20 protein-coding genes are annotated in these 25,757 nt (G+C 69.7%); 7 read left to right on the top strand and 13 right to left on the bottom strand.

The genetic code is table 11. The annotated features are described in order from the left end of the window. Together EYW49_RS01435 and EYW49_RS01440 are read right to left on the bottom strand one after the other, a co-directional pair. On the bottom strand, positions 1-732 hold a 732-nt coding region (locus EYW49_RS01435; protein WP_206365352.1), incomplete at its 3' end, for a glucuronate isomerase. A 210-nt stretch (positions 733-942) separates the two neighbouring features. Then, a complete protein-coding gene (locus EYW49_RS01440; protein ID WP_131305215.1) occupies positions 943-2,259 on the bottom strand; it encodes an MFS transporter in 1,317 nt (438 codons plus the stop codon). A 430-nt stretch (positions 2,260-2,689) separates the two neighbouring features. Here EYW49_RS01440 and EYW49_RS01445 point away from each other — a divergent pair, with 430 nt between their 5' ends. After that, positions 2,690-3,733 carry an ABC transporter ATP-binding protein gene (locus EYW49_RS01445; RefSeq protein WP_131305217.1) on the top strand — a complete coding sequence of 348 codons (1,044 nt, stop codon included), beginning with the start codon at positions 2,690-2,692 and terminating at the stop codon, positions 3,731-3,733. Between the two features lie 16 nt (positions 3,734-3,749). Here EYW49_RS01445 and EYW49_RS01450 read toward each other — a convergent pair whose 3' ends face one another. The 4 genes from EYW49_RS01450 to pdxA all read right to left on the bottom strand — a co-directional run bounded on the left by EYW49_RS01450 (position 3,750) and on the right by pdxA (position 8,967). Beyond that, positions 3,750-5,489, bottom strand: coding sequence for an ABC transporter permease (locus EYW49_RS01450; protein WP_131305218.1), 1,740 nt, complete (start codon positions 5,487-5,489; stop codon positions 3,750-3,752). A 7-nt stretch (positions 5,490-5,496) separates the two neighbouring features. After that, positions 5,497-6,480: an ABC transporter substrate-binding protein gene (locus EYW49_RS01455; protein ID WP_131305220.1), complete on the bottom strand. Its 984-nt coding sequence runs from the start codon at positions 6,478-6,480 to the stop codon at positions 5,497-5,499. Positions 6,481-6,696: 216 nt separating this feature from the next. After that, a complete protein-coding gene (locus tag EYW49_RS01460) occupies positions 6,697-7,677 on the bottom strand; it encodes a sensor histidine kinase (protein ID WP_131305223.1) in 981 nt (326 codons plus the stop codon). A 297-nt stretch (positions 7,678-7,974) separates the two neighbouring features. Beyond that, complete coding sequence (gene pdxA / locus EYW49_RS01465) at positions 7,975-8,967, bottom strand: 4-hydroxythreonine-4-phosphate dehydrogenase PdxA (RefSeq protein ID WP_206365353.1); 993 nt, start codon at positions 8,965-8,967, stop codon at positions 7,975-7,977. A 231-nt stretch (positions 8,968-9,198) separates the two neighbouring features. On the opposite strand from pdxA, the gene EYW49_RS01470 reads away from it, so the two are divergent. The 3 genes from EYW49_RS01470 to EYW49_RS01480 are packed head-to-tail and all read left to right on the top strand — an operon-like array spanning position 9,199 to position 12,234. Next, entirely contained in the window at positions 9,199-10,572 is a 1,374-nt protein-coding gene (locus tag EYW49_RS01470; RefSeq protein WP_131305224.1) for a four-carbon acid sugar kinase family protein, read from the top strand. Positions 10,573-10,600: 28 nt separating this feature from the next. Further along, the gene (locus tag EYW49_RS01475) at positions 10,601-11,359 is read left to right on the top strand and encodes a DeoR/GlpR family DNA-binding transcription regulator (RefSeq protein ID WP_131305226.1); all 759 of its coding nucleotides are present in this window, start codon (positions 10,601-10,603) and stop codon (positions 11,357-11,359) included. Positions 11,360-11,373: 14 nt separating this feature from the next. Then, complete coding sequence (locus tag EYW49_RS01480; protein WP_131305228.1) at positions 11,374-12,234, top strand: class I fructose-bisphosphate aldolase; 861 nt, start codon at positions 11,374-11,376, stop codon at positions 12,232-12,234. A gap of 420 nt (positions 12,235-12,654) precedes the next feature. Here the strand turns inward: EYW49_RS01480 and EYW49_RS01485 are convergent, their stop codons facing one another. Continuing rightward, complete coding sequence (locus tag EYW49_RS01485) at positions 12,655-14,529, bottom strand: TRAP transporter large permease (RefSeq protein WP_131305230.1); 1,875 nt, start codon at positions 14,527-14,529, stop codon at positions 12,655-12,657. A 4-nt stretch (positions 14,530-14,533) separates the two neighbouring features. Continuing rightward, a complete protein-coding gene (locus tag EYW49_RS01490; RefSeq protein WP_131305231.1) occupies positions 14,534-15,553 on the bottom strand; it encodes a TRAP transporter substrate-binding protein in 1,020 nt (339 codons plus the stop codon). A 124-nt stretch (positions 15,554-15,677) separates the two neighbouring features. Between EYW49_RS01490 and EYW49_RS01495 the strand changes: the two genes are divergently transcribed. Then, on the top strand, positions 15,678-16,235 hold the full coding sequence (locus EYW49_RS01495; protein ID WP_131305233.1) for a VOC family protein: 558 nt from the start codon (positions 15,678-15,680) through the stop codon (positions 16,233-16,235). A gap of 78 nt (positions 16,236-16,313) precedes the next feature. On the opposite strand, the gene EYW49_RS01500 is transcribed toward EYW49_RS01495, so the two are convergent. The 3 genes from EYW49_RS01500 to EYW49_RS01510 all read right to left on the bottom strand — a co-directional run bounded on the left by EYW49_RS01500 (position 16,314) and on the right by EYW49_RS01510 (position 19,939). Then, positions 16,314-17,495 carry a sialidase family protein gene (locus tag EYW49_RS01500; protein WP_131305235.1) on the bottom strand — a complete coding sequence of 394 codons (1,182 nt, stop codon included), beginning with the start codon at positions 17,493-17,495 and terminating at the stop codon, positions 16,314-16,316. Between the two features lie 76 nt (positions 17,496-17,571). Then, complete coding sequence (locus EYW49_RS01505) at positions 17,572-18,972, bottom strand: sodium:solute symporter family protein (RefSeq protein WP_131305237.1); 1,401 nt, start codon at positions 18,970-18,972, stop codon at positions 17,572-17,574. A 70-nt stretch (positions 18,973-19,042) separates the two neighbouring features. Continuing rightward, the gene (locus EYW49_RS01510; RefSeq protein WP_131305239.1) at positions 19,043-19,939 is read right to left on the bottom strand and encodes a dihydrodipicolinate synthase family protein; all 897 of its coding nucleotides are present in this window, start codon (positions 19,937-19,939) and stop codon (positions 19,043-19,045) included. A 1,273-nt stretch (positions 19,940-21,212) separates the two neighbouring features. Between EYW49_RS01510 and EYW49_RS01515 the strand changes: the two genes are divergently transcribed. Together EYW49_RS01515 and EYW49_RS01520 are read left to right on the top strand one after the other, a co-directional pair. Next, on the top strand, positions 21,213-22,022 hold the full coding sequence (locus EYW49_RS01515; RefSeq protein WP_131305241.1) for an IclR family transcriptional regulator: 810 nt from the start codon (positions 21,213-21,215) through the stop codon (positions 22,020-22,022). Positions 22,023-22,115: 93 nt separating this feature from the next. After that, complete coding sequence (locus tag EYW49_RS01520; protein ID WP_131305243.1) at positions 22,116-23,246, top strand: iron-containing alcohol dehydrogenase; 1,131 nt, start codon at positions 22,116-22,118, stop codon at positions 23,244-23,246. 61 nt (positions 23,247-23,307) lie between these two features. On the opposite strand, the gene EYW49_RS01525 is transcribed toward EYW49_RS01520, so the two are convergent. Together EYW49_RS01525 and EYW49_RS01530 are read right to left on the bottom strand one after the other, a co-directional pair. Further along, positions 23,308-24,252: an ABC transporter permease gene (locus EYW49_RS01525; protein WP_131305245.1), complete on the bottom strand. Its 945-nt coding sequence runs from the start codon at positions 24,250-24,252 to the stop codon at positions 23,308-23,310. Continuing rightward, positions 24,249-25,757 carry a sugar ABC transporter ATP-binding protein gene (locus EYW49_RS01530; RefSeq protein WP_131305247.1) on the bottom strand — a complete coding sequence of 503 codons (1,509 nt, stop codon included), beginning with the start codon at positions 25,755-25,757 and terminating at the stop codon, positions 24,249-24,251. Before EYW49_RS01530 ends, EYW49_RS01525 begins: the two co-directional genes overlap by 4 nt.

Below are 25,757 nucleotides of genomic sequence, written 5' to 3' on the forward strand. Positions count from 1 at the left end.
GACCTCGACGAAGTATTTGCGCCGCTTGACCAAGGCCGACAGATAGCCGGCGTAGGAGCCGGTGTCCTCGCCGGTGATCCGGCCGAGCGTGTCGAGATTGGCGGTAAAGCCGGGGAAGGCCGGATCGACGACCGGATCGGGCCGGAAGGCGGTGACGACGCGGCCGGACCAGTCGGAGGCGCGGATCGCCGCATGGTGGCGGAGGTCGTCGAGCGGGCTCTCGGTGGTCGAGATGACTTCGATGTTGAAGCGTTCGAACAGGGCGCGCGGGCGGAACTCGGGGCGCTCGAGGGCGGCGGCGATCTTGTCGTAGATGCGGTCGGCGCTGTCGGCCGACAGACGCTCGTCGATGCCGAACACCGTCTGGAAGGCGTGGTTGAGCCAGATCCACGACGGCGTGCCGCGGTAGAGGTGGAAGTTTTCGGCGAGGATGCGCCAGATCTTGCGCTTGTCGGTCTCGACCGGGCCGCCGTCGAGGCGCGGCACGCCGACCCGCTCCGGCCGAATGCCTTGGGAATAGAGCATGCGGTGGACGTAGTGATCGGGGATCACGAACAGGCTCGCGGGGTCCGGGAAGGCGGCGTTTTCGGCGTACCAGGCGGGATCGGTGTGGCCGTGCGGGCTGACGATCGGCAGACCGGCGACCGAGGCATAGAGCTCGCGGGCGATGGCGCGGGTGCCCGGATCGGCGGGCAGCAGACGGTCGGGGTGCAGGGCGTAGGGGGCAGGCATCGGGATCTTCCTCTGTCGCGAGGTGCGCCCTGCCCCGGCGCCGCGCTCGGCGTCGACGGCAGGCCCCCTCGTCACGTCCACGGACGTCGTCGAAACGGGGCGCCGCTGAGGCCGAGGGATCGCGCCGGCGGCGGCGGCGGGATCGTTCGAAGGATCCGCCCCGGGGCGAGCCGACGGCCCGTCCCGAGGCGAGAGCAGGGTGGCGTGGTCTCAGACCTCGATGCCGGCCGGGGTCCGGCCGGAGCCGGTCTTGGGCAGGATGAAGTGCATGATGACCAGGCCGATCAGGTAGAGCGACGAGGCGATGGCGAACAGCACATGGTAGTTGCCGCCGGTCGCATCGAGCAGACGGCCGACGCCCATCGAGACGAACATGCCGACGATGTAGGCGCAGAAGCCGCCGATGCCGACCACCGAGCCGACCGCATTCTGCGGCATGGTGTCGGAGACGATGGTGTAGACGTTGGCCGAATAGCCCTGGTGGGCGGAGGCGGCGACGCCGATCAGCGCCACGGCGACCCAGACGTTGGTGACCTGCGAGGCCATGAACACCGGGACGACGCAGAGGCCGCAGACCAGGAAGGTGATCTTGCGGGCGCGGAGAGTCTTGACGCCGCGCTTGATCAGCGTCGAGGACAGCCAGCCGCCACCGATCGAGCCGATGTCGGCCATGGTGTAGATCAGGATCAGCGGCAGCATCGCAGCCATCAGATTCAGGCCGTACTGCTTGTTGAGGAAGCCCGGAACCCAGTTCAGGTAGAACCACCACACCGGCGCCGAGAAGCAGGTGCCGACGATGTTGGCCCAGGTGCCGCGATAGCGCAGGAGCTGGAGCCAGGGGATGTGGACGGTCGGCTGCACCGGGTCGGAGCGGATGTAGGCGAGCTCGGCGGCCGAGACCTTCGGATGATCTTCGGGACGCTTGTAGACCAGAGCCCACACGATCACCCACAGGAAGCCGATGCTGCCGGTGATCAGGAAGGCGGCCTGCCAGCCCCAGGTCAGCATGATCAGCGGCACGATGATCGGGGCGACGACGGCGCCGACGTTCGAGCCGGCGTTGAAGATGCCGGTGGCGAGCGCCCGTTCCTTGGCCGGGAACCATTCGGAGATGGTCTTGATCGAAGCCGGGAAGTTGCCGCCTTCGGTGATGCCGAGGCCGGCGCGGGCGAACTTGAAGCCGATGACGCTGCCCATGAAGGCATGGACGCAGGCGAACAGGCTCCAGCCGGCGACCGCGGCCGGCAGACCGATACGCACGCCGATCTTGTCCATCAGGCGGCCGACGCCGACGTAGCCGAAGGCATAGAACAGCGAGAAGGCGGCGACGATGTCACCGAAGTCCGACTCGCTCCAATGCAACTCGCCCATCAACGTCGGCTTCAGCAGGCCGAGAACCTGCCGATCCATGTAGTTGATGGTGGTCGAAAAGAACAGAAGTCCGCAAATCGTCCAGCGATAGCGCCCCACCTTCGTGAGAGCGGCGGCCGCGAAGCTCGCTGTGGCCGCAGTTCCTACATTAGACATCTCTGGTCCCCAAGCCGAATTGTGGGCGTGCCACGAAGATTGTTTCCGGGCGCTTCATTCCCACGGTCTCTCCGTGGCCGCTCGCGCTCCGTCGGCAGTTACACACTACCATATTACCATGTCAAATAGGGGAAAGCGCGAGGGGCGGAGCCGGTGGATCGGCTCCGCCGCGGCGTCTGCGGCGCGCGGAAACCCGGGTCGGCGTCGATCGGCCGGTTGCGGCGATCGGGATCCGACCCATTCCCGGGCGGGCAGACCGATCGTCCCGACGCGGTCGCCGAGGATGCACGGCCCACATCCCCGCCGCCTCGGCCCCGAAAAATCGACGGCGGCGTCATGAATTCGTAACCTCCGACGGTTCCCCCTGTCGCCGCCCGTCCCGGCGCCGATCGGTGCGGCGGACGGGACGCCAGACAGGACCGCGGAGCCCATGACGCACATCCGAATCGAAGGCGCGACCAAGCGCTTCGGCGACACGCTCGCCCTCGACGACGTCTCCCTCGATCTCGCCGGCGGGTCCTTCACCGCCCTGCTCGGCGCCTCCGGCTGCGGCAAGACCACGCTGTTGCGGCTGATCGCCGGCTTCGAGCGACCGACCGCCGGGCGCATCCTGTTCGACGGCACGCTGGTCTGCGACGCCCACCAGGAAGTGCCGCCGGAAGACCGCAAGGTCGGGGTGGTGTTCCAGTCCTATGCCCTGTGGCCGCATCTGACGGTCGCCCGCAACATCGCCTATCCGCTCGAGACGCGCGGCCTCGCCAAGGCCGAGATCGCCGCCCGGGTCGGCGCGGCGCTGGAGCGGGTCGGGCTCGGCGGGCTCGGGCAGCGGGCGCCGGAGGACCTTTCCGGCGGCCAGCGGCAACGGGTGGCGCTGGCGCGCTGTCTGGTCGCCGAGGCCAGCGTCATCGTCTTCGACGAGCCGTTGGCCAATCTCGACATCCACCTGCGCGCCTCGATGGTCGAGAGCTTCCGCGATCTCCACGCCCGCACCGGCACCACCATCGTCTACGTCACCCACGATCAGGCCGAGGCCCTGGCGATGGCCGATCGGATCGCCGTGATGGACGCCGGGCGGGTGGTGCAGTTCGCCCCGCCGCGCCGGCTCTACGCGGCGCCGCGCAACGCCACGGTGGCCCAGTTCATCGGCCGCGGCGCGCTCGTCGAGGCGACCGCCGTCGGTCTCGACGAGCACCGCGCGCGGGTGACCTGCGCCGGCGCGACCTTCGAGGCACGACGGGCGGGCGGCGCCGACGGACCGGTGCAGGTATTGCTGCGCCCCGAGGCGCTGCGGCTCGCCGACGACGGACTGCCGGTGCTGGTGCGGCGGGCGACCTATCGCGGCCCGGTCACAGAGATCGAGGCGACGCTGATCGGCGCCCCCGGCCGGCTGATCTTCGACTGCACGGAAGCGCCGCCGCTGGGATCGAGCGTGCGGCTGGCGGTCGCCGACGCCTGGGTGATTCCCGAGGCGTGAGGCCCGCGCGCGGGGCTCAGCGCCAGGGCAGGACGCCGGCCGGCAGGCGGCGGCCGAGGCGGTCGACGCCGAGCAGCAGCGCCACCACCACCACCAGCGCGGTCACCGCGATCGCCGCGGCCTGGGTGCCGAGGCCGGCCTCCTCGAGGCTGAACAGCACCACGCCGACGGTCTCCCGCCCGCTCGACCAGAGCAGGGCCGAGACGGTCAACTCGTTGAAGGCGCTCATGAACACCAGGATCGCCCCGGCCACCGCGGAGGCCGCGCAGAGCGGCGCGGTGATGCTCGCCAGCCGCCTGAGAGGTCGCGCGCCGCAGGCCGCGGCGGCCTCGTCGAGATCGCGCGGGATCTGGGCGATGGCGGTCGCGACCGGTTTGGCGGCGAGCGCCAGGAAACGCATCAGATAGGCGACGAGGATGATCCAGGGCGTCGCATAGAGGCTGCCGATCAGCGGCAGGGGCTTCAGGAACAACAGGATGCAGGCGATCGCCAGGACGATGCCGGGGATCGCATAGGGCAGATCGACGGCGTGGCGGACCAGGGCGCGGCGGCGCGGCGAGGCCTGGTCGAGGACCCAGCCGAGCGGCACCGCGAAGGCGGCGAGCAGCACCGCCGCGGCCCCCGACAGGAGCAGCGAATTGGAGAAGGCGCGCATGGTCGAGGCCTGGCGGGTCAGCACCTCGACGAAATTGGCCAGCGTCACCGTGGACGGGGTCAGCGGCACGCCGAAGGCCGGGATCAGCGAGGTGGCGAGCAGGGCGAGCGCCGGCAGGAACAGGGTCAGGCCGATCACCACCCAGGCGACGATCGCCGCGGCGACGCGGAAGCGGCCGAGCGGCAGGCAGGCGGGCTGACCGGAGCGCAGGCGGTGGGTGCGGCGCTCCAGCGCCAGCGACTGGAGCACCCCGCCGAGCACCGCGGCGACGGCGATCACCATCGACAGCGCCGCGACCTCCGGCAGGACCTCGGGGCCGAAGCTGGAGATCTTCTGATAGATCAGGGTGGTCAGGGTCAGATAGGCGACCGGCAGGCCGAGCAGCGCGGGAATGCCGAAGTTGCCGACCCCGGAGACGAAGGCCAGCGCGAAGGCGGCGACGAGATGGGGCCGCACCACCGGCAGCGCCACCGTGCGCAGCGCCCGCAGCGGCCGGGCGCCGCAGGCCCGCGCCGCCTCGACGAGATCACGCGGCACCCCGGCGAGACCGGCGCGGACGGTGACGAAGACGATCGGCGCATGCTGGACGCCGTAGAGCAGGACGATGCCGTCGTGGCCGAGCATCGGATTGATGGTGCCGATCGGCGGCGCCAGCCCGACCATCGCCAGCAGCGTGCTCGACGGCCCGAACAGGTGCAGCCAAGCCAGCGCCGTGACCTGCGGCGCGATCATCAGGGGCAGGATCAGGAAGAAGCTCAGCGCCCGCCGCCCGGGCAGGTCGGTGGTCGAGACCGCGACCGCGAAGGGCACGCCGAGGATCAGCGACACCAGCGCCCCGAAGAACGCCGTGTCGACGGTGTGGATCGTGGCGCGCAGGGTCGCCGGCCGGGCGATGCGGGCGGCGAACAGGCCGAGATCGAGCTCGCCGCCCGGCGCCAGCGCCGCGAAGGCGAGGCGCAGCAGCGGCGACAGGGCGAGGATCGCCACCACGCCACAGACCAGGACGGTGACCACGCCGCGCCCGCCGAGGGCGGAGAGCCCGCTCGGCGGCTCGGCCGGGGCGCGTGGGCCGGATCCGGCCGGTACCGACACCAGGCTCATGCGCGACTCATCGGCTCATCGCGTCGGAGAACTTCTCCTTGTTGGCCTTCTCCTCGGCGAGCGCCTTGGCGGCGTCGAAGGCCAGGATCTTGATCTCGCTGCGGGGCGGATAGCCGGCCGGCAGCGCCACGTCGGCGCGCGCCGGGATGTAGCCCTGGCCGACCTCCAGCGTCTGCCCCTCGGGCGACAGCACGAAGTCGACGAAGGCCCTGGCGGCGTCCGGGTTGCGGGCGGTCTTCAGAATCGCCACCGGCTCGGTCACCGCCGAGACGCCTTCGGCCGGGAAGACGAAGGCGACGGGGGCACCCTTGGCCTTCTCGCGGATCGCCATGAAGTCGACGACCATGCCGTAGAGCTTGTCGCCGCCGGCCACCGCCTTGAGCACGTCGCCGTTGCCGCCGGTCGCCTGGGCGCCGTTGGCGCCGAGGGCGGTGAAATAGTCCCAGCCGCCGGGGAGATTCTCGACGAGCGAGACGGTGTGGATCAGCGCGGCGCCCGAGGCGAGCGGGCTCGGCATGGCGATCAGGCCCTTGGCCTCGGGCCGGGCGAGGTCGCGCCACGACTTCGGAACGATCGGCGCCTTGGTGTTGTAGACGATGCCGGTGGTGATCAGCTTGGTCGAGAACCAGGTGCGGTCCTTGTCCATGATCGCCGGATCGAAGGCGGCGAGATCGGCCTGGGGATAGGCGAGCAGGCGCCCTTCCTTCTTCAGGCCTTCCATGGTGACGACGTCGGCGATCAGCAGCACGTCGGCCTGGGGCTGGCCGGCCTCGATCTCGGCGCGCAGCTTGGCGAGGATCTTCGGCGTGCCGTCGCGGACCCATTCGACCTTGACGCCGGGGTTCTTGGCGGTGAAGGCGTCGACGGTCTGCTGGGCGTCGGTGTTGGGCTGGCTGGTGTAGAGGACGAGCTTGCCCTCGGCGGCGACCGCCGCGGAGGCGAACCCGAGGGCGAGGGCAAACAGCGGACCGGCGGCGAAGGAAATACGCATGAATCACTCCATCGGCGTTCCCGCGACGGCGACGGGCGACCGCGGGTCGAGTCCACTCCTCTAGGAGGCCGAGATGTCGGCGCGATGACGCCGCCGGCGCGCGCCGACCCCCGAGTCGCGACGACGCCCTCGGGTATGGCGCCGGACGCACGGCCCGACAAGTCCGCGCCGATGCGGGGGGCGCGAGCGCGGGTGGGCCGGTGGGCGGCCGACCACCTAGGCGACCAGCGCCGCCCGGGTCATCCGCAGGGTCACGACGACGCCGGCGCCGTCCCACGTCGTCTCGAGCGACCCGCCGAGCCCGGCCATGCTGCGCGCCAACAGCTTGCTGCCGAACCCGCCGGGGGTCGGACTCTCGGCGACCGGCGGCCCGCCGCGTTCCGTCCATATCGCCACCACGGCCTCGCCGTCCTGCTCGACGCAGGACACGTCGAGCGTGCCGGTCTTGGTCGAGAGCGCGCCGTATTTGATGGAGTTGGTCGCCAGTTCATGGACGACGAGGGCCAGATTGGTCGCGGCGGTTTCGCCCACTTCCAGGCGCGGCACCGAGACGCGGATCCGCCCGACGAAGGCGCCGGTCTCGTCGTAGGGGGCCAGCAGGACCGAAAACAGCTCACCGAGCAGCGCAGCCTGAACCTTCTGCCCCGGCGCCGGGCGGACGAGGTCGTGGGCGCGGCCGAGCGCCGTCAGGCGATGGCCGAGGTCGCGCGACATTTCGACGGCGGTGGCCGACGAATGGGCGGTGATGGTGGCCAGCGCCGAGGCGATCGCCAACAGATTCTTGACGCGGTGGCTCATCTCGCCGGCGAGGAGTTCGTTGGCTTCCTCGGCGCGTTTGCGGGCGGTGACGTCGAGGAACACGCCGAGCATGTTGCGGCCGACGATGTCGACGTCCGAGCCCTGGCCGCGGGCGGAAACCCAGGACACTCGGCTCCCCACGGTGATCCGGAAATCGATTTCGTAGTGACCTTCGATGGTGCGGGTCGCGGCGAAAGCCTCCCGGACCCGGTCCAGATCATGGGGGAAGATCTGCGCGGACAGATCCTCGAAGGTCACCTCGCGATCTTCGGGAACGCCCCACATTTCGCACCCCAGTTCGTCGAGCACGATCTTGTCGGTGTCGACGTTCCAGGACCACAGCGCCACCTCCGCGGCCGTCAGGGCCCGGAGGAGATTGGTTTCGTTCCATTTCATCATGGCGGACTCTCTCGGCGGCCGATCGACGCGTGGCGGCCGGTCTCGAAGCTTCATCCGCAGCGGCGCGCGGGGACGGGGGTAGGGAACGGCGTCGCGACCGTCGCTCGGGTGGGTCTCGATCCCGGCACGAAGGTCGATCCGTCGCAATCCCGCCGTCACCCGAGGCGCGCCGAACACGGTCCCTTTCGCGCCAGGATCTCCCGGCGATCGGCCGAGAGATTGGACGTCTGTCGGCCGAAGCGTCAGATTCGGAAACTACTCACGAACGAGCCCCGCCCCGGGGCGGGACGTCCCGGATCACGCCGCCGCGGGGTTTCGGGCCAGCGGCTTCATGCGGCGGGCCATGGCGATCGCCGCCTTCATGTTGCTCGGGTCGGCGACGCCGGTCCAGGCGATGTCGAAGGCGGTGCCGTGGTCGACCGAGGTGCGCAGGATCGGCAGGCCGGCGGTGACGTTGACGCAGTCGTGGCCGCCGATCAGCTTGGCCGGGATGTGGCCCTGGTCGTGATATTGGGCAACGACGATGTCGTACTTGCCGTCGATCGCCTGCTGGAACACCACGTCGCCGGGCACCGGGCCGGCGACGTCGATGCCCTCGGCGCGGGCCGCGGCGATCGCCGGGCCGACCTGATCGTCGTCCTCGCGGCCGTAGAGGCCGCCCTCGCCGCAATGGGGATTGAGCCCGGCGACGACCACCCGCGGCCGGGCGACGCCCGCGGTGCGCATGTGCAGATCGGCGGCGCGGATGGTCTCGAGCACCAACGGCGTGCGGCACACTTCCGCAGCGCGGGCGAGCGAGACGTGGGTCGAGACGTGGATCACCGAGAACTGGGGGCTGGCCAGCACCGCATAGCTCTTGGTCGCGCCGGTCAGCGCCGCGAGGATGCCGGCGTGGCCGTTGGCACCGCGACCGGCCTGACGCAGCGAGGTCTTGTTGAGCGACGCGGTACAGACCACGTCGATCTCGCCGGCGAGCGCCAGGTGCACCGCCCGCTCGACGCAGAGATAGCCGATCTCGCCGGCATCGACCGACAGCTGCCCGGGCAGAATCGCGTCGCGATTGGGCGCGTCGATCGCCAAGAGCGGCACGTCGCCGGCCGGCACCGCGCCGGGGGTCTCGACGAAGGCGAAGGGCGCCCCGACCAGCGCCGCCGCGCGGCGCATGAACACCGGGTCGCCGATCACCAGGGTCGCGGCGCGGTCGGCGTCGCTCATCGTCATCAGCGCCTTGCAGACGACCTCCGGGCCGATCCCGGCCGGATCGCCCATGGTGATACCGATCCTGTTCATGCCTTCATCTCCACGTCCCGGGCGGCGCACGGACGGCATTTCCCGTCCGCGCGGCCCGACGCCGGCGGTTGCGCGACAAACTCGTCGTTCAATATCACACGGTTTCTGTTCATATGGAACAATGAACATGGTACAAAGGCGGTCATTGGAAACCGCCGACGTCGTGCAATGCACGTCGGCACGATCGAGCGGCGGAGCCCGAGGGCCCTCGCCGCGGGGAAGAGACGGCACATGGTCGATACCGCGGGCGACGTCACGCGCCCCCTCCTGACGTTCTACGGTGACGACTTCACCGGGTCCACCGACGCGCTGGAAGCGGTGGCGATGGCCGGCGCACCGGCGATGCTGTTCCTCGAACCGCCGAGCCCGGCGGATCTGGCGCGGTTTCCCGGGCTCGCGGCGATCGGCGTGGCCGGCACCAGCCGCAGCGAGAGCCCGGCGTGGATGGACGCCCACCTGCCGGCGATCTTCGAGAAGCTCAAGGCGCTGGGCGCGCCGCTGCTCCACTACAAGACCTGCTCGACCTTCGATTCGGCACCTGACGTCGGCAACATCGGCCGCGCCGCGGAGATCGGCCGGCGGATCTTCGGCGGCTCGGTGCCCTGTGTGGTCGGTGTGGTGCGTCACAAGCGCTATGTGGTGTTCTCCAACCTGTTCGCGGCCGGCAGCATCTCGGCGGCGCGCGAGATCTTCCGCATCGATCGCCATCCGACCATGAGCCGTCACCCGGTGACGCCGATGGGCGAGGCCGACCTGCGCCGCCATCTCGCCGCTCAGACCGAGGCGTCGATCGCCGGCTTCGACTTCCCGTCGATGCTCGGGCCGGACGCCTCGGCGGAGTTCGAAGCGCTGGCGGCGACCCACGACATCGTGGTGCTCGACACCTTCGACGCCGCCACCACCCGCGCCGCCGGGCGCCTGCTCGGCGAACACGGCGACCGCCGGCCGGCCTTCGTGATCGGCTCGTCGGGGGTCGAATATGCCCTGGTCGACCATCTGACCGCCAGCGGCCGCCTGCCGATCGCCCCGCCGCCGACCGCCCGCGGTCCGGTCGACAAGCTGATCGCCGGCTGCGGCAGTTGCTCGCCGATCACCGAAGCGCAGATCGCCTGGGCGGAAAATGCCGGTTTCGCGGTGATCGCTCTCGACACGGTCGGGCTGGTCGAGGACGACGGTCCCGCCCCCCGCGCCGCGGTGGTCGCGGCGATCGCCCGAGCGCTCGGCGATCATCCCGGCGTGGTGCTGCACACCGCGCGCGGCGGCGCCGACCCGCGCCTCGCCCCGACCCGGGAGGCGCTCGACCGGCGCGGCCTCGGGGCGCTCGACAGTTCGGCGGTGCTGGGCTCCGCGCTCGGGCGGATCCTGCGCGACGCGGTGGCGGCGACCGGGATCGGTCGGGTGGTGCTGGCCGGCGGCGACAGTTCCAGCCATGCGGTCTCGGCGATGGGGGTCGAGGCCCTGGCGGTCGCCGGGCCGCTGGTGCCGGGGGCGCCGCTGTGCCGGATCCATGCCGCCGAAGGAGCGATCGACGGCGTCGAGATCTCGTTGAAGGGCGGACAGGTCGGCGGGCCCGACTATTTCGCCCGGGTGATGGCCGGCCGATGAGGGCGGGAACAGGCGAGCGGGGAAGACCATGAGACTCGACGAACGTCGCCGCGCCATCGTCGCGGCGGTCCAGAACGAGAAGACCGTGCAACTCGACGAGCTCGCCGAGCGCTTCGCCGTCAGCCGCATGACCATCCACCGCGATCTCGACTATCTCGAGAGCCGCGGGCTGCTGCGCAAGGACCGCGGCAGCGCCACCGCCGAGAGTTCGCTGCTGTTCGAGAGCAATTTCCATTACCGCGCCCAGATGGACCTGCCCGAGAAACGAGCGCTGGCCAAGGCGGCGCGGGCGCTGATCGAGCCGGGCAACGTGATCATGCTCGACGACAGCACCACCACCCTGATGATCTGCGACGAGCTCGAGACCATCGAGCACGTCACGGTGATCTCCAATTCGCTGGCGGTGTGCGAGCGGCTGCGGTCGCAGACCAACGTGCAACTGGTGATGACCGGCGGCAATTACGTCGACACGCTGCAGGGCTTCTACGGGCTGATCTGCGAACAGACGCTGCATCGGCTGCGCGCCGACTGGGCCTTCCTGTCGGCGCCGGCGGCGATCGGCACCGCGCTCTACCACCAGGACCAGGAAGTCGTGCGGATGAAGCGCGCCCTGATGGCTTCCGCCGAGCGTTCAGTCCTGCTGCTGACCTCGCCGAAGTTCACGACTCGGGCCCTCAACCACTTCGCCGACATCACCGAATTCCAGCGCATCTTCATCGATCGCCGCCTCGACGAGGCCTCGGCACAGCGCCTGCGCCAGGCGGGCATCCCGTTCGACCTCGTCTGACAGAAAGAGTTCCCATGCCGCAGTCCCTGGGCAAGAAGATTCGCCTCTCCCGCCTCCTCGATCCCAAGTCGGGGCGCGGCTTCTGCATCGCCTTCGACCATGCGCTGCAACTCGGCCCCTGCCCCGGGCTCGAGACGCCGGAGGCGACGCTCGATCAGATGGCGGAGGCCGGCGTCGATGCGGTGATCCTGCCGCTCGGCTCGGCCCGGCACTATGGGCCGCGGCTCGCCGCCAACCGCGGCCCCGGCCTGATCCTGCGCCTCGACCAGACCACGATGTGGCGCGAGGGCACGCCGCTCGCCTATCCCGACGGCCACACGAGGCTGGTCGCCTCGGTCGACGACGCGGTGGCGGCCGGCGCCGAAGCGGTGATCACCTATTGCTTCTTCGCGCCCAACGATCCGGCGCTCGAGACCGCGGCGATCCGCGACAACGCCGCGGTCAACGCCGAAGCCCGCGCCGCCGGCATGATCCACATCGTCGAGACCATGGGCGCGCGGTCGGCCAAGGCGGTCGACATCCACGACGGCGAGTTCGTGCGCTTCCATGTGCGGATCGGCATCGAGCTCGGCGCCGACGTGATCAAGACCGACTGGCCGGGCAGCGTCGCGGCGCTGCGGCGGATCGTCGGCGAATCGCCGGTGCCGGTGATGCTGGCGGGCGGGCCGGGGTCGGGCTCGGACCGCGGCACGCTGGAGCTGGTCCACGGCATCATCGGGGCCGGCGCCGCCGGCATCCTGTTCGGCCGTTCGATCTTCCAGGCGCGCGAGCCGCTGGCGGTGATGAAGGCCTGTCGGGCGATCATCCACGCCGGCGCCTCGGTCGACGAGGCGATCGACGGTGCGGGCTTCGCGCGCCGGCCGGAAGCCGCCTGACCCGGCGACCGATCGGAGCCTGAAGAACGAGGGGCGATGCCGGCGGCACCGCCCCTCGTCGCTTTCGGGCCTCCCCGGCGGCGCGCGCGGGGGCAGCAGGTCGGCGGAGCATTGGACCCGTGCCGTAGGCCGCTTCCCCCCCATCCCGCTTCGCCGTCACTCCCGGCGAGCGAAGCGAGGGAAGGGAGCCCACGGGACCATCAACTCGTTGAAAAGGCTGGATCCCCCTCCCGGCGCGTGCCGCGCCGCCGGGGATGACGGCCGTGCGTGGACCGCGCTTCCCTCTCCGGGCGGCCCCGTCGCGGGCCTCCGGGCGACTTCTCCTGAAGCCGACGCTCGAATGAGAAAGCCCGCGACGGTGGCGTCGCGGGCTCTCTCGTCTTGGTTTCGCGCCGTCGGACCGCGGCCCGACGGGAGCGCTCAGAGATGCGGCCGCGACAGCCAGGGCACCGCGGCGACGATGATCGCGGCGACGAACAGGGCGGTCATGTAGGGCCAGATGGCGCGCATCGCCTTGTCGGGATCGACGCGGCCGATGGCGCAGGCCTGGTAGAAGCCGATGCCGAGCGGCGGCGTGAACAGACCGAGGCTCATCGACAGGACCATCATGATCGCATAGTGCACCGGGTCGATCCCCAGATCATGGGCGATCGGGAACAAGAGCGGCGCGAACACGACGATCGCCGGGATGCCCTCGAGCACGCTGCCGAGGACGGCGAAGACGACGATCGACAGCGCCATGAAGCCGGCGGCGCCGCCCGGCATCTGCGCCATGGCATGGGCGAGCTGCTGGGAGAAGCCGGACTGGGTCAGCGCCCAGGCCATGGCGGTGGCACAGCCGAGGATGATCATGATCGCGCCGGAGAGCGCCAGCGTGTCGCAGAGCATCGGCCACACCCGATCGAGCGGGAAGCGGCGGAACACCAGTACCGCGACCAGCACGGTGTAGACCACGCCGAGGGTCGAGACCTCGGTCGCGGTGGCGACGCCGGAGACCACCGCCCAGCGGATCAGGGCGAGCAGCAGCAGCGCCGGAATCGAAGTGACCAGCGCCTTGACGATCTGGTTCCACGAGGCACGTTCGGCGTGGGTGACGTCTTCGCGGCGCGAGCGCAGGAAGGCGACGAGGACCAGACCGAGGGCGCCGACCGCCGCCGGCAGGAGACCGCCGGTGAACAGCGCGGCGATCGACACGCCGGTGACCGAGCCGACGGTGATCAACACGATCGACGGCGGGATGGTCTCGGCCATGGCGGCCGACGACGACAGGAGGCCGATCAGCTCGCCCGGCTCCTTGCCGCGCCGCTGCATCTCGGGCAGCAGCACCGGGGCGATCGCCGCCATGTCGGCGGCCTTCGAACCGGAGATGCCGGAGACCAGATACATCGCGCCGATCAGCACATAGGACAGGCCGCCCTTGAAGTGGCCGACCAGCACGACCAGCAGGTTGACCAGGGCCGCGGCGATGCCGGTGACCTCGATCAAGAGGCCGAGCAGCACGAACAGCGGGATCGACAGGAGCACGAAGGTCGACATGCCCTCGTCCATGCGGCTGATGACGATGCTCTCGGGCATGAAGGTCATGAAGCGCAGATAGACGGTGGTGGCGAGACCGAAGGCGAAGGCGATCGGGGCGCCGCCGAGCACCAGCGCGGTGACGCCGATGCCGAAGAACACCACGAGATTCCAGTTCTCCATGTCCTGCAGTTGCGGCAGGAACAGTTGGAGCAGGCCGCCGCAGACCGCGATCAGCACCACGGCGATGATCACGTCGAGGAGTTTCGACGTCTGGATCAGCTGCAACACGGCGATCACCAGCATCAGCGTGGTGCCGGTGAGGATCGCCGCCGAGCGGACCGCGTCGGGCAGATGCAGGGCCGGGGTGGTGATCAGCATCTGATCGACGGCGTGTTCCAAGGCGGGCGCGACGGTCAGGCCGAGGAACAGGATCACCGCGGCCGACGAGATGGTCTCGATGCGGGCGCGCCAGGGCGCCTTCAGGAGGCCGGCGATCACCGTCAGGCGCATGTGGGCGCCGCGGTGCTGCGCGACCACGGCGCCGAGCATGCACAGCCAGAGGAACAGGATGGAGGCGAGTTCGTCCGACCAGACCAACGGCTTGTGCAGACCGTATCGGAAGGTGACACCGGCGAAGAGTACGACGACCTCGACCACGACGAGGATGGCACCCGGGACTTCCGTCACCAGAGCGATCCCCCGCTCGAGGCGCCCGCAGGCGGCCTTCAGGGCGGCGAACCCGCCGGACGAGAGATCCGACGGGTTGGCGTTGTTCATGGGATCACCCGAGCTTTCCGACGTATTTCTCGAGACGCGTCCAGGCTTCGTCGCCGAACTTCTCGTGCCACTGGGCGTAGAAGCCCTTGGCCTTCAGAACTTCGCGGAACGGGGCCGGGTCGGGCGCATTGAAGACCATGCCCTTGGATTCCAGATCGGCCTTGACCGACGAGTTCATCTTGGCGATGTCCTCGCGCTGCTTGATGCCGGACTCGTTCAGGGCGCCTTCGGCGATCTTGCGCACGTCTTCCGGCAGCCGCGACCAGGTCTTGCCCGAGGCGATGAACAGGAAGCCGTCCCAGATGTGGTTGGTCAGCATGCCGTATTTCTGGACCTCGTAGAGTTTCGCGGTCTGAAGGATCGGCAGCGGGTTTTCCTGGGCGTCGATCACCTTGGTCTGCAGCGCGGTGTAGACTTCGGAGAACTGCATCGGGGTCGGGGCGGCGCCGAGCGACTGGAACAGGCTGATCGACAGCGGGCTGACCGGAACGCGGATCTTGATGCCGGCGAGATCGTCGGGGGTCACCACCGGCTTGGCCGAAGTGGTGAGCTGACGGAAGCCGTTGTCCCACACGTTCTTCATCATGTGCAGACCGACCTTCTCGATCTCGGCGCCGACATAGGCACCGAGGTCACCGTCCATGGCGGCCCACACCTTGTCGTAGCTCGGGAAGGCGAAGCCGACGGCGTTGATCGGCGCCGAGGGCACCAGGGTGGCGATCACCAGGGCCGAGGGCGTGAAGAAGTCGATGGCGCCGGAGCGGACCTGATTCAACATGTCGGTGTCGCCACCGAGCTGGTTGTTCGGGAAGATCCGGATGTCGAGGTCGCCGTTGGTCGCCGCCCGGATGCGGTCGGCGGCTTCCGCCGCACGCACGTTCAGCGGGTGGGTCAGCGGCAGATTGTTCCCGTACTTGTAGGTGAATTTGGCGGCGGCGCGAGCGCTCACCCAGGGCATCGCCAGGGTGGCGGGAACCGCCAGGGCGGCCGTCTTGATGAGGGTGCGGCGGCTGAAGTCGGGCATCGCGATTTCTCTCCCCATTGAGTTCTCTTATGGGAATGTAACATAGTCCGTGATACCAATGTTGTCTACCGATGTTCGATTTGTTAGAAAACGGGTGCGACACGTCGTCAATGGGAGTTCGGGCATGAGCAGGCTGTTCGGAGAGATCCGCCAGATCGGGTATGTCGTGAAGGATATCGAAGCGGCCATGAAGCACTGGTCCGAGGTCCTCGGAATCGGTCCGTGGTACTACGCCGAGAAGATCGTCGATCGCGACTTCTATTACCGGGGACAGCCGTCGCCGATCGAGCGGTCGGTGGCGCTCGCCAATTCCGGATTCATCCAGATGGAACTGGTTCAACAGCGCAACCGGGCGCCATCGATGTATCTCGACTTCCTCGACGCCGGAAACACCGGCGTGCAGCACTTCGCCTACTGGACCACCACGTTCGACGAGCACATGGCCCGCGCCACCGCGGCCGGCATGACCGTCGGCATGGGCGGTCAGGTCGGGGCCAACGGCCGCTACGTCTATTTCGATTGCGAGACCCATCCGGGCACGGTGATCGAGCTCTCGGAGGTCAACGGACCGAAGGGAGCGCTGTTCGAGACGATCCGCAAGGCGAGCATCGACTGGGACGGCCGTGATCCGATCCGACCCTTCCCGGACCTCAACGCCAAGACCACGCCCGCGTCCTCCTGAGACCGGGAATGGTTGCGCCCGGGGGCGTCGACGGCCCCCGGGTGCGCTTTCTTCGAGAGTGATCGGTGTCGCGCGGCCTCAGGCGGCCGGCGGATCGAAGGCGAGATGTTTGATCGCCTTGCGGAACCAAGTGTAGGCGACGTGGATGCGGCCGTCGGCGGTCTGGACGATCGACGGATAGGAGAGTTCGCGGTTCTTGCTCTCCTTGGAATTGTTCGACATGCAGTAGCCGTCGCCCTCCTCCAGATCGATGCGCAGCGGCCAGGTGCGACCCTCGTCGGCGGAGATCGACAGGGTCATCGGCGCCCGCGGCGCTCCCCAGAAGGCGGTCGGCGCGGCCGGATCGGTCGCCACCGGCGCAGCGGCACCGGCCTCCGGATCCTCGATCTCGTCGTAGAGCGACAGCCGCCGTTCGCGGGCATCGAGCCGGCTCGCCCAGTTGTGGACCATGGCGAGGCGACCGTCGGCGAGGCGGACCGCCTGGATCGAGGCGTTGTTGTTGGGCAGCGCCAGATTCTCGGGTGCAGTCCAGGTCTCGCCGCCGTCCTCGGAGCGCGAGGCCCGGACGTGATCGGCCCAGCGCGAGCGATAGAAGGCGACGAGCCGGTCGCCGCCGAGCGGCACGATGTTCATGTGCACCGCGCCGAGGCTGTCGGGCACTTCGACGCGGCGCCCGTTGCGGCCCTGATCGGTGAGAATCGCCACCGCCGAGACGTCGTCGTCGCCGACCCAGGCGACGCCCGGCGTGGTGCGGCAGAGGAACAGCGGCAGCAGCCAAGCGCCGTCGCCGCGCACCACCACCGGCTGGCGGATGAAGGTGCCGGGCTCGTCGATCAGCGTATCGATCGGGCCCCAGTTGGCGCCGTGGTCGGTGCTGACCCGGGCGCGGACGATCGCGGTGTCCTGCCGGCCGGAGATCTGGGCCGTCCACAGGAGCCACAGCCGCCCGTCGGGGGCGGGAAACAGCACCGGATTCTGTTCCGAGCGGGTCGGATCGTCGGAGAGCTTGACCGGCTCGCTCCACCGCGTGCCGCCGGCCGGCAGACGCGAGAACCAGATCGAAATGTCGGGGATACCTTCCTGGGTGCCGCCGAACCACACGCAGCCGAGGCTGCCGTCGGCGAGCGGCATCAGATTGGCGGCGTGGTTCTGGACGCAGGGCGACGGGATCAGGGCCTCGGTGCCGGCGGCGATGCCGGTGTAGGAGCGCAGGATGCCGTCGCGCGGCGGATCGAGGGTGTCGAGCGTGTCGGTGGTCATCGGCGCGGTCTCCGCGGAAGGGTCTGTGGGACGGCGGCCGTGGCCGCCGTCGGTCGTCGAGGTCCGCAGGACCGGTTCATTCGGCGGGAATCGACCGCTTCAACCCGAAGGCCATCTCGACCGAGCGCTCCACGGCGATGAACAACACCGGCGTGGCGAGGGCCACGTACATGTTGTCGATGCCGTAGGGGTTGTTCCAATAGTACCAGAGGCTGGTCACCACGGTGGAGGTGAGCAGGCCGCCGATGGCGCCGATCGAGGTGCGGAAGAACGGCAGGTAGAAACCGACCAGCGCGACGATCGAGATCGACATGCGGATCGCCCGGGTGAAGAACGACAGCTTGAGGATCTCGGGCAGAAAGAAGCAGAACACCAGCGGCGCCAGGCCGATGATCACCGACAGGATGCGGGTGGTGCGGAACTGCTGCTCCTCGGTCGGCTTGCGCATCGGGACGTAGAAGTCCTTGACGATCAGCGAGGCGATGGCCAGCGCCACGGTGGCGACCGACACGAACACCGAGGCGACCAGCGAGGTGGCGACGAGGCCGGCGAGCACCACGTTCATGTCCTGCAGGAACACCGGCAGGGCGTAGATGCTCTTCATGGTCGGGAACAGGAACTTGGCGCAGACGCCGATCAGGCCGAGCGCAAGACCGACCGGGATGCACAGCGCCGCGGCGTAGTAGCAGGAGCGACGGGCGTCGTCGGCCGACTTGTTGGACGAGATCGCCTGGATCACGAACTGGGTCGAGAAGATCGAGCCGACGGTGCCGATGACCCAGGCGAAGATGGTCGAGACGCCGATCTTGCCGGTGGCGGTGAAGTATTCCGGGGGCATCTGGTCGATCATCGGGCGGATACCGCCGGTCATGTAGAGCGCGACGCCGAGGATCACGCCGATGCCGATGATCTTGATCCCGCTGTGCAGCAGGGTGACGTAGGCGACGCCCTTCAGGCCACCGAGGGTGAAATAGAAGGTCGAGATCACGCCGATGATGATCATCGCCAGCGGAATGTCGACCTTGAGGATCGTCGACAGCGCCGCGGCGCCGGAGATGTAGTTGCCGACGTTCACCAGGAACAGGGCGTAGATCATGATCAGCGAGACGACGACCATCGTCGCCTGACCGTACTTCTGCTTGAGCACGCCCGAGATCGTATATTCACCCGATCCGTAGACCTTGCGCACGAAGAACAGGCCGAAAAGCAGATAGCCGATGCCGGCGGCGATCACCGACCAGGCGGCGGCGGCGCCGGAGGTGAAGGCCTCCTGCGAGGTGCCGACGGTCGACTTGGCGCCGATGAATTCCGACATCAGCAGCACGCCGACCACCGCGGCGGGCATGGCGCGCGAGGCGACCATGAACTGCGAGTTGGTGGTCGAGCGGAGGCGCATGGTGAGCCATCCGGTGCCCAGGATATAGGCGACGATCATGCCGACGATGATCATCGTGTCGAAGGTACTGAACTCGTGCATTTCCCCTGCTCCTTGCCCTCTCGGGACGGTTCACGCGGTCTTCGGCCCCCCGCCGACCGCGGCCGTCGGTTCAGCGATCGGTGTCGAGACGATATTTGGCGATGACCGCCCGGATGGCGGCGAGGTCCTCGGCCGAGAAGGCCGTGGCGTAGCGGCTGTCGCCGACGTCCTCGCCGAGTAGGGCCACCGCCTTCTTGACGGCGGCCGGCGCGAAGCCGACGGCGTAGAGATCCTGGCGGATGCCGCTCACCACGTCCTGCGCTTCGGCCGAACCGGCGACGTCGCCGGCGGCGAAGCGGCTCCAGATCCGGCCGACCCACTGCGGCGCGAGGTTGGAGAGGCCCGAGATACAGGCCGAACAGCCGGCGAGGAAGCCGCGATGGGCGAGATGGTCGGGGCCGCACAGCACGTCGAAGCCGTCGACGTCCTTCGCCGCTTCGAGATAGGCGGCGAGGCTCTCCCAGCTGCCGGCGCTGTCCTTGACGCCGACGATGTTGGGATGGGCGCCGAGGGTCGCGGCGGTCTCGGGCGCGATGGTGGCGCCGGTGCGGGCCGGGATGTTGTAGAGGAACACCGGCACCGGCACGGCATCGGCGATGCGGGTGTAGTGGTCGATCAGTTCGGACTGCTTCAGCGGCACGAACCACGGCGTGACCACCGAGACGGCGTCGACGCCGGCCGCGGCGACGGCACGTCCGAGCGAGATGGTGGCGGCGGTCGAGACTTCGCCGATATGGGCGACCACCGGCACGCGGCCGGCGACGGCATCGACCGTGGTCTCGGCGACGGCGATCTTCTCGGCGGTCTCCAGGACGAAGAATTCGCCGTTGGTGCCGGCGCAGAACAGGCCGTTGCCTTGAGCGACCTGACGTTCGATCTGACGACGCAGGGCGGCCGGCGCGAAGTCCCCGGCCCCGTCGAAGGGGGTGACGACCGCGGACAGGACACCTTGGATTCGCTGGCTCATCTGAGCACCTTTCTGATGGCGACCCCGCCGCGGACGACGGGAGACGGCGGGCGCGGACCGACGAAAGCGGGACGCGCGGGTCGGCGAGCCGGACGGGCTCGAATTCGAAGACATCGCAGAGCGGTCCCGACGACCCGAGTGGCGGGGCGGCGGGCGGCATTTCGCCGGTTTCGGCGGTGATCGCGGTGGTCGCCGACGGCGGCAGACTTGCCGGTTTCGTCGGTCGGCCGTCCGTGGAGGGATGCTGCGGGGATCCGACCGGGATCGGTCGCCCCCTCGGCAGGCATCGGGTCGTCCTGTGGTTCCTCCCTGAACGCCGTTTGCTCGGATGGCGAACATTTGTTTTTGTCTCGTCACGATGCAAACATCATCGCGTCGATTTCGTCAAGCAGGGAGCGGCCACGGATGTTTGCGTAGTCTTGTGTTCGCAGTCCGATCAAATGAACTGACCCTGGAATTACTGTCGTTCTACTGCAGTGCGGTAGACCTGCGCCGGCGACCCGTGCGAAGCGCGGCGATCGGGCGCCGCTCGCGCGCGAGCGGGTTTCGTGCGCGACCGGCCGGTCGGGGCAGGACATTCGGCAGATCCGACGAGGGCACGGCGGGGCGAAGGGGCCGCGGCCGAAGGCTCGGCCGCGGCGCGCGCGAGCCCCGATTCTTGTGCAGTGCGGCCGCGACCGCCTCGACGTCGCGCCGCTATTCCGTCAACGCGACGTCGGCTCCGGCGCCCTTTCGGCGCCCGGGCGGGCCTGTTCGCCCCGCAGCAGTCGTTGCTCTCGACGAGCTCCGGTCAGGCGAGGTACCCGCGCGGCCCATCGACCCGTCGCAGGAGCGCGGTGCGCTCTTCCCTGGCCGATGACCGCGCCGCCGGGGGCGAGGGTCCGCCGATGGCGACCGACGCGGCGGCCTCGACCGCGTCACGAACCGGCGGCCGATTCGGCGTCATCCCTGGGCCGCGGACCGCGCGTCACGGCCGCGACCGGACCTCGCTCGGTCGAGGACCGGGTGTGCCTCCCCCTCCCCTTCGCCCGGATGGCGACGAATCTCGTGCGGATCGGCCGCTCGAGCCGGCCCGCCCCGTCGCTGCCCGGCCTCGGCCAAATCGGCATCGGCCCACCCGAGTCTCCGCCGCCCCCCCGTCGCAGCGTCCGGGTTCCTGCGGATCCGTGCGCCGTCTTGACTTGCCCGCGGGGGCGGTGTTTCTTCGAAGCAATCAACAACATTTGTTCGTATTCCGATCTCACTCGATCGCGAAGACGACAGGGGGGCGCGGATGGCGGAAAATCCGAAGAACGTCGTGATGTCGGTGGCCAAGGCCTTCGCGGTGCTGCGCGCCTTCGGGCCGGATCTCGCCGAACTGACGATCAGCGAGATCGCCGCGCGCACCGATCTCGACCGCGGCACCTCGTTCCGCCTGCTCCACACCCTGCGCGACCTCGGCTACGTGGTCGGGGTGCCCGGCTGCCGGCGCTTCCGGCTGACGCTGAAGTGCCTCGAGCTCGGCTATCTGCCGCTCGCCCATTCCGACCTGAAGACCCTGTCGCGGCCGCTGCTGGTCGAACTCTGCGCCGATCTCGCCGACGCCGCCTCCCTCGGCATGCTCGACGGCCCCGACGTGGTCTATGTCGAGCGCGTCCAGGGCGACATCGGCCGCCGCCACGTCGACCGCCGCACCGGCAGCCGCACCGGCATCTATGCCGCGGCGCTGGGCCAGGCGATCCTCGCCTTCGACACGCCCGAGCGCCAGCGCGAGGTGCTCGAGATGGCCGAACGGCCGATGCTGTCGGAGCGGACGATCACCGACATCGACGCCCTGCTCGCCCGCATGGGCGAGATCCGGGAGCGCGGTTGGGCGCTGTCGGACGGCGAGAACGCCTACGGCCTGCGCACCGTCGCCGCGCCGATCTTCGACCACGCCGGACGCGCGGTGGCGGCGATCAGCGCCACGGTGCGCGCCGACCGCTGTTCGCTCGACGACTTCGTCGCCGCGGCGGTGCCGCGGGTTCTGGCGGTGACCGGCGATCTCACCACGGCGATCCGCCTGTCCTTCGGCGAGATCGTGCGCGGCGTGCAGCGCCCCTGAGCGCCGCGCCCGGACGGCGTCGCTCGGCGCCGGCCTCCCTCCCCCCCAGCGCGTCCGCCGCGCCCCTCGAACGAGCCCGTGAAAGGCGACGTCATGGCCGACCTCACCACCCCGATCGAAATCCTCCATCCGCCGATCCTGAAGTTCGGCCCGGGCACGGTCGCCGAGATCGGGGCGTTTGCCGCCAAGCGCGGGTTCGGCCGCACCCTGGTGGTCGCCGACGCCTTCAACGGCGCGCGGGTCGATCTGCTGGCGCTTCCCGGCGCGGTGGTGGTGTTCGATCGGGTGACCGCCGAGCCCACCATCACCGACCTCGCGGCGGCTCTCGCGGTGGCCGCCGACTTCGCGCCGGATCTGGTGGTCGGCTTCGGCGGTGGCAGTGCCATGGACCTCGCCAAGCTGGTGGCGGTGCTGTGGACGGGCGAGCAGACCCTCCACGAGGTGGTCGGGCCCGACCGGGTGGCGCCGCGCCGCACCGCCCTCGCGCAGGTCGCCACCACCGCCGGCACCGGCTCGGAGATGGGCATCCGCGCGCTGGTCACCGATCCCGAGACCGCCGCCAAACTGGCGGTGCAGAGCGCGGAAATGCTCGCCGATCTCGCGGTGGTCGATCCCGATCTGACGCTCACCGTGCCGGCGCGGATCACCGCCGAGACCGGCGTCGATGCGCTCGCCCATTGCGCCGAGGCCTATACCAACATCAAGGCGCATCCACTGATCGACGTCTATGCGCTCAGCGGTATCCGGCTGATCGGCCGCTTCCTGCCGCGGGCGGTCGCCGACGGCGCCGATCGCGAGGCCCGCGCCGGGCTGGCGCTCGCCTCCCTGCAGGGCGGCATCTGCCTCGGCCCGGTCAACACCCATGCCGGCCATGCCGTGGCCTATCCGCTCGGCACCCGCCACCACATGCCGCACGGCGCCGCCAATGCGGTGATCTTCCCGCACGTGCTCGCCTACAACGCTCCGGCGCGGCCCGAACGCACCGCCGAGATCCTGGCGGCGCTCGGCCTCGAACCGTCGTCCGACCCGCAGACGGTGTACGAACGCGCCTGGGGCTGGTGCCGGTCGCTGGGCATCGAGATGCGTCTGTCGGCGCGCGGCCTCGGTGAGGGCGATCTCGCGCCGATGGCGACCGACGCCGCGGCGATCCGGCGTCTCCTCGACAACAACCCGCGGCCGATCGGCGAAGCCGAGATCCTGGCGATCTACCGGGCGGCGTTCTGAGACGCGCCGACGGCCGGGACGGGTGGCGGAGGTTCGCCCGCCCCGGCGCGGGGCGTCGGCGTCAGGACTTCAACTCGCCCAACGCCAGCGACAGGACGATGATCGCGCCCTTGGCGATCAACTGGATGTCGAGCGGCACGTTGAGAATGTTCATGCCGTTGTTCATCACGCCGAGGAACATCACCCCCATCACCGTGCGGGCGATCGAGCCGTTGCCGCCCATCAGGCTGGTGCCGCCGAGCACCACCGCGGCGATGACGTCGAGCTCGGTGCCGAATTCGCCGTAGGTCGCCGAGGCGGTGTGGACCTGCGACGACTGGACGATGCCGGCGATCGCCGCGCCGAGGCCGGAGATGGCGTAGAGCGAGAGCTTGGTCAGGCGGGTGCGGTGGCCGCTGAGAGTGGCGGCGCGTTCGTTCTCGCCGATCGCCGCGACCCTGAGGCCGAGCGGCGTCGCCCGCTGCACGAAGACCATGGCAATTGCCACCGCCGCGAAGATCAGCACCGACACCGGAATGCCGAAGACGCTGCCCGAGCCGATGAAGGAATAGGCCTCCTGGCCGCGGATCGAATGGAGATCGGGGCCGCCGAGGATCAGCGCCGAGCCGCGCACCACCGACAGCATCGCCAGGGTGACGATGATCGGCGGCAGGCCGGCGAAGGCGACGATCACGCCGTTGACCATGCCGATGGCAATGCCGAGCGCCAGTCCGACGCCGAGGGCGAGCGGCAGCGGCACGCCGGCGTCGAGCGAGAACCAGGTGACCACGCCCGACAGCGCCAGCACCGGGCCGACCGACAGATCGATGCCGCCGGTCATGATCACGAAGGTCATGGCGATCGCCATGATCCCGGTGATCGCCACTTGGCGGACGATGCCGACCAGATTGCCGGGGGTGAGGAAGGCCGGTTCCGACAGCGCGAAGGCGGCGACGATCACCAGGATCGCCAGCGGCAGGGCCTGGGGGGCGAGACGGCGCCCGAAGGCCTGGATCGACGCGTTCATGCCGCACCTCCGATTTCGTCGACGACCCGGGCCATGGTCACCGCCTCGGCGTCGTGGATCGCGACGAGACGTCCGGCGACCATCACCGCGATCCGATCGGCGAGGGTCATGACCTCTTCGAGGTCGGAAGAGACGACCAGGATCGCCGCCCCCTTGTCGCGCTCGGCGCGCAGGATGGCGTAGATCTCGGCCTTGGCGCCGACGTCGACGCCGACCGTCGGCTCGTCGAGGATCAGCACCCGCGGCCCGAGGTTCAGCCATTTGCCGACCAGCACCTTCTGCTGGTTGCCGCCCGACAGGAGACGCACCGCCTTGGTGCCGTCCGGCGGCTGGATCGCCAGTTCGGCGATCGAGCGGGTCGAGCGCGCGGCGATGGCGCGATGGTCGAGCAGCAGCGCGCGGCAGAAGCGCGACAGGGTCGCCATCACCAGATTCTCGGTCATCGACAGGCCGAGCATCAGGCCGTCGCGGTGGCGGTCCTCGGGCACGAAGCCGATGCCGCCGGCCATCGCCTCGCGCGGCGAGCCGAAGGCGACCGGCCGGCCGTCGACCTCGATGGTGCCGGAGTCGGCGCGGTCGGCGCCGAACAGCACGTGCATCAGTTCGGTGCGCTTGGAGCCGATCAGGCCGGTGATGCACAGGATCTCGCCGGCGTGGAGATCGAAGCTCACGTCGCGGAAGACGTTGGTGCGGGTCAGGTCGCGGACCTGGAGGCGGACCTCGCCGGTGCCGCCGGGGCGGCGCGGCACCCGCGCGGCGGCGGCGGAATCGCGCGCGAGCTTCTCGCCGACCATCAGTTCGATCACCCGCGGCCGGGTCATCTCGGCGACCTTGGCCTCGGCGATCACCCGGCCGTCGCGCATGATGGTCATGGTGTCGCAGACGGTGAAGATCTCGTCGAGCATGTGGCTGATGTAGACGATGGCGACGCCGTCGGCCTTCAGCCCGCGGATGGTGGTGTGGAGGCGGACCACGTCGGCGGCCGACAGCCAGCCGGTCGGCTCGTCCATCAGCAGGACGCGGGCGTCGAGCGCCAGCGCCTTGAGGATCTCGACCTCCTTCTGCTTGACGGTCGGCAGCGTGCCGACCGCGGCGTCGAGGTCGAGGGTGATGCCGTGGCGGGCCATCAGGGCCTGGGCATCGGCGCGCTGGCGGCGGCGGTCGATACGACCGAAGCGGCCGGTCGGCTGGCGGCCGAGGAAGATGTTGTCCATCACCGACATCGCCGGGGCGAGGTTGGAATGCTGGTAGATGCAGGCGACGCCGCGGCGGATCATCTCGCTCGGGTCGCCGAGGCGGACGGTCTCGCCCTTGACCTCGACGCTGCCGGAGGTCGGCGCGACGGCGCCGGTGAGGATCTTGATCAGCGTCGACTTGCCGGCACCGTTGGAACCGATCAGGCCGCGGACTTCGCCGGGCATGACCGCGAAATCGGCGTCGGCGAGCGCGGTCAGGGCGCCGTAGGTGCGGCCGAGGCCGATGCCCCGGATCAGCGGCGTGTCCAT

This window comes from Siculibacillus lacustris (genome assembly GCF_004328075.1).
Lineage (GTDB): Bacteria > Pseudomonadota > Alphaproteobacteria > Rhizobiales > Ancalomicrobiaceae > Siculibacillus > Siculibacillus lacustris.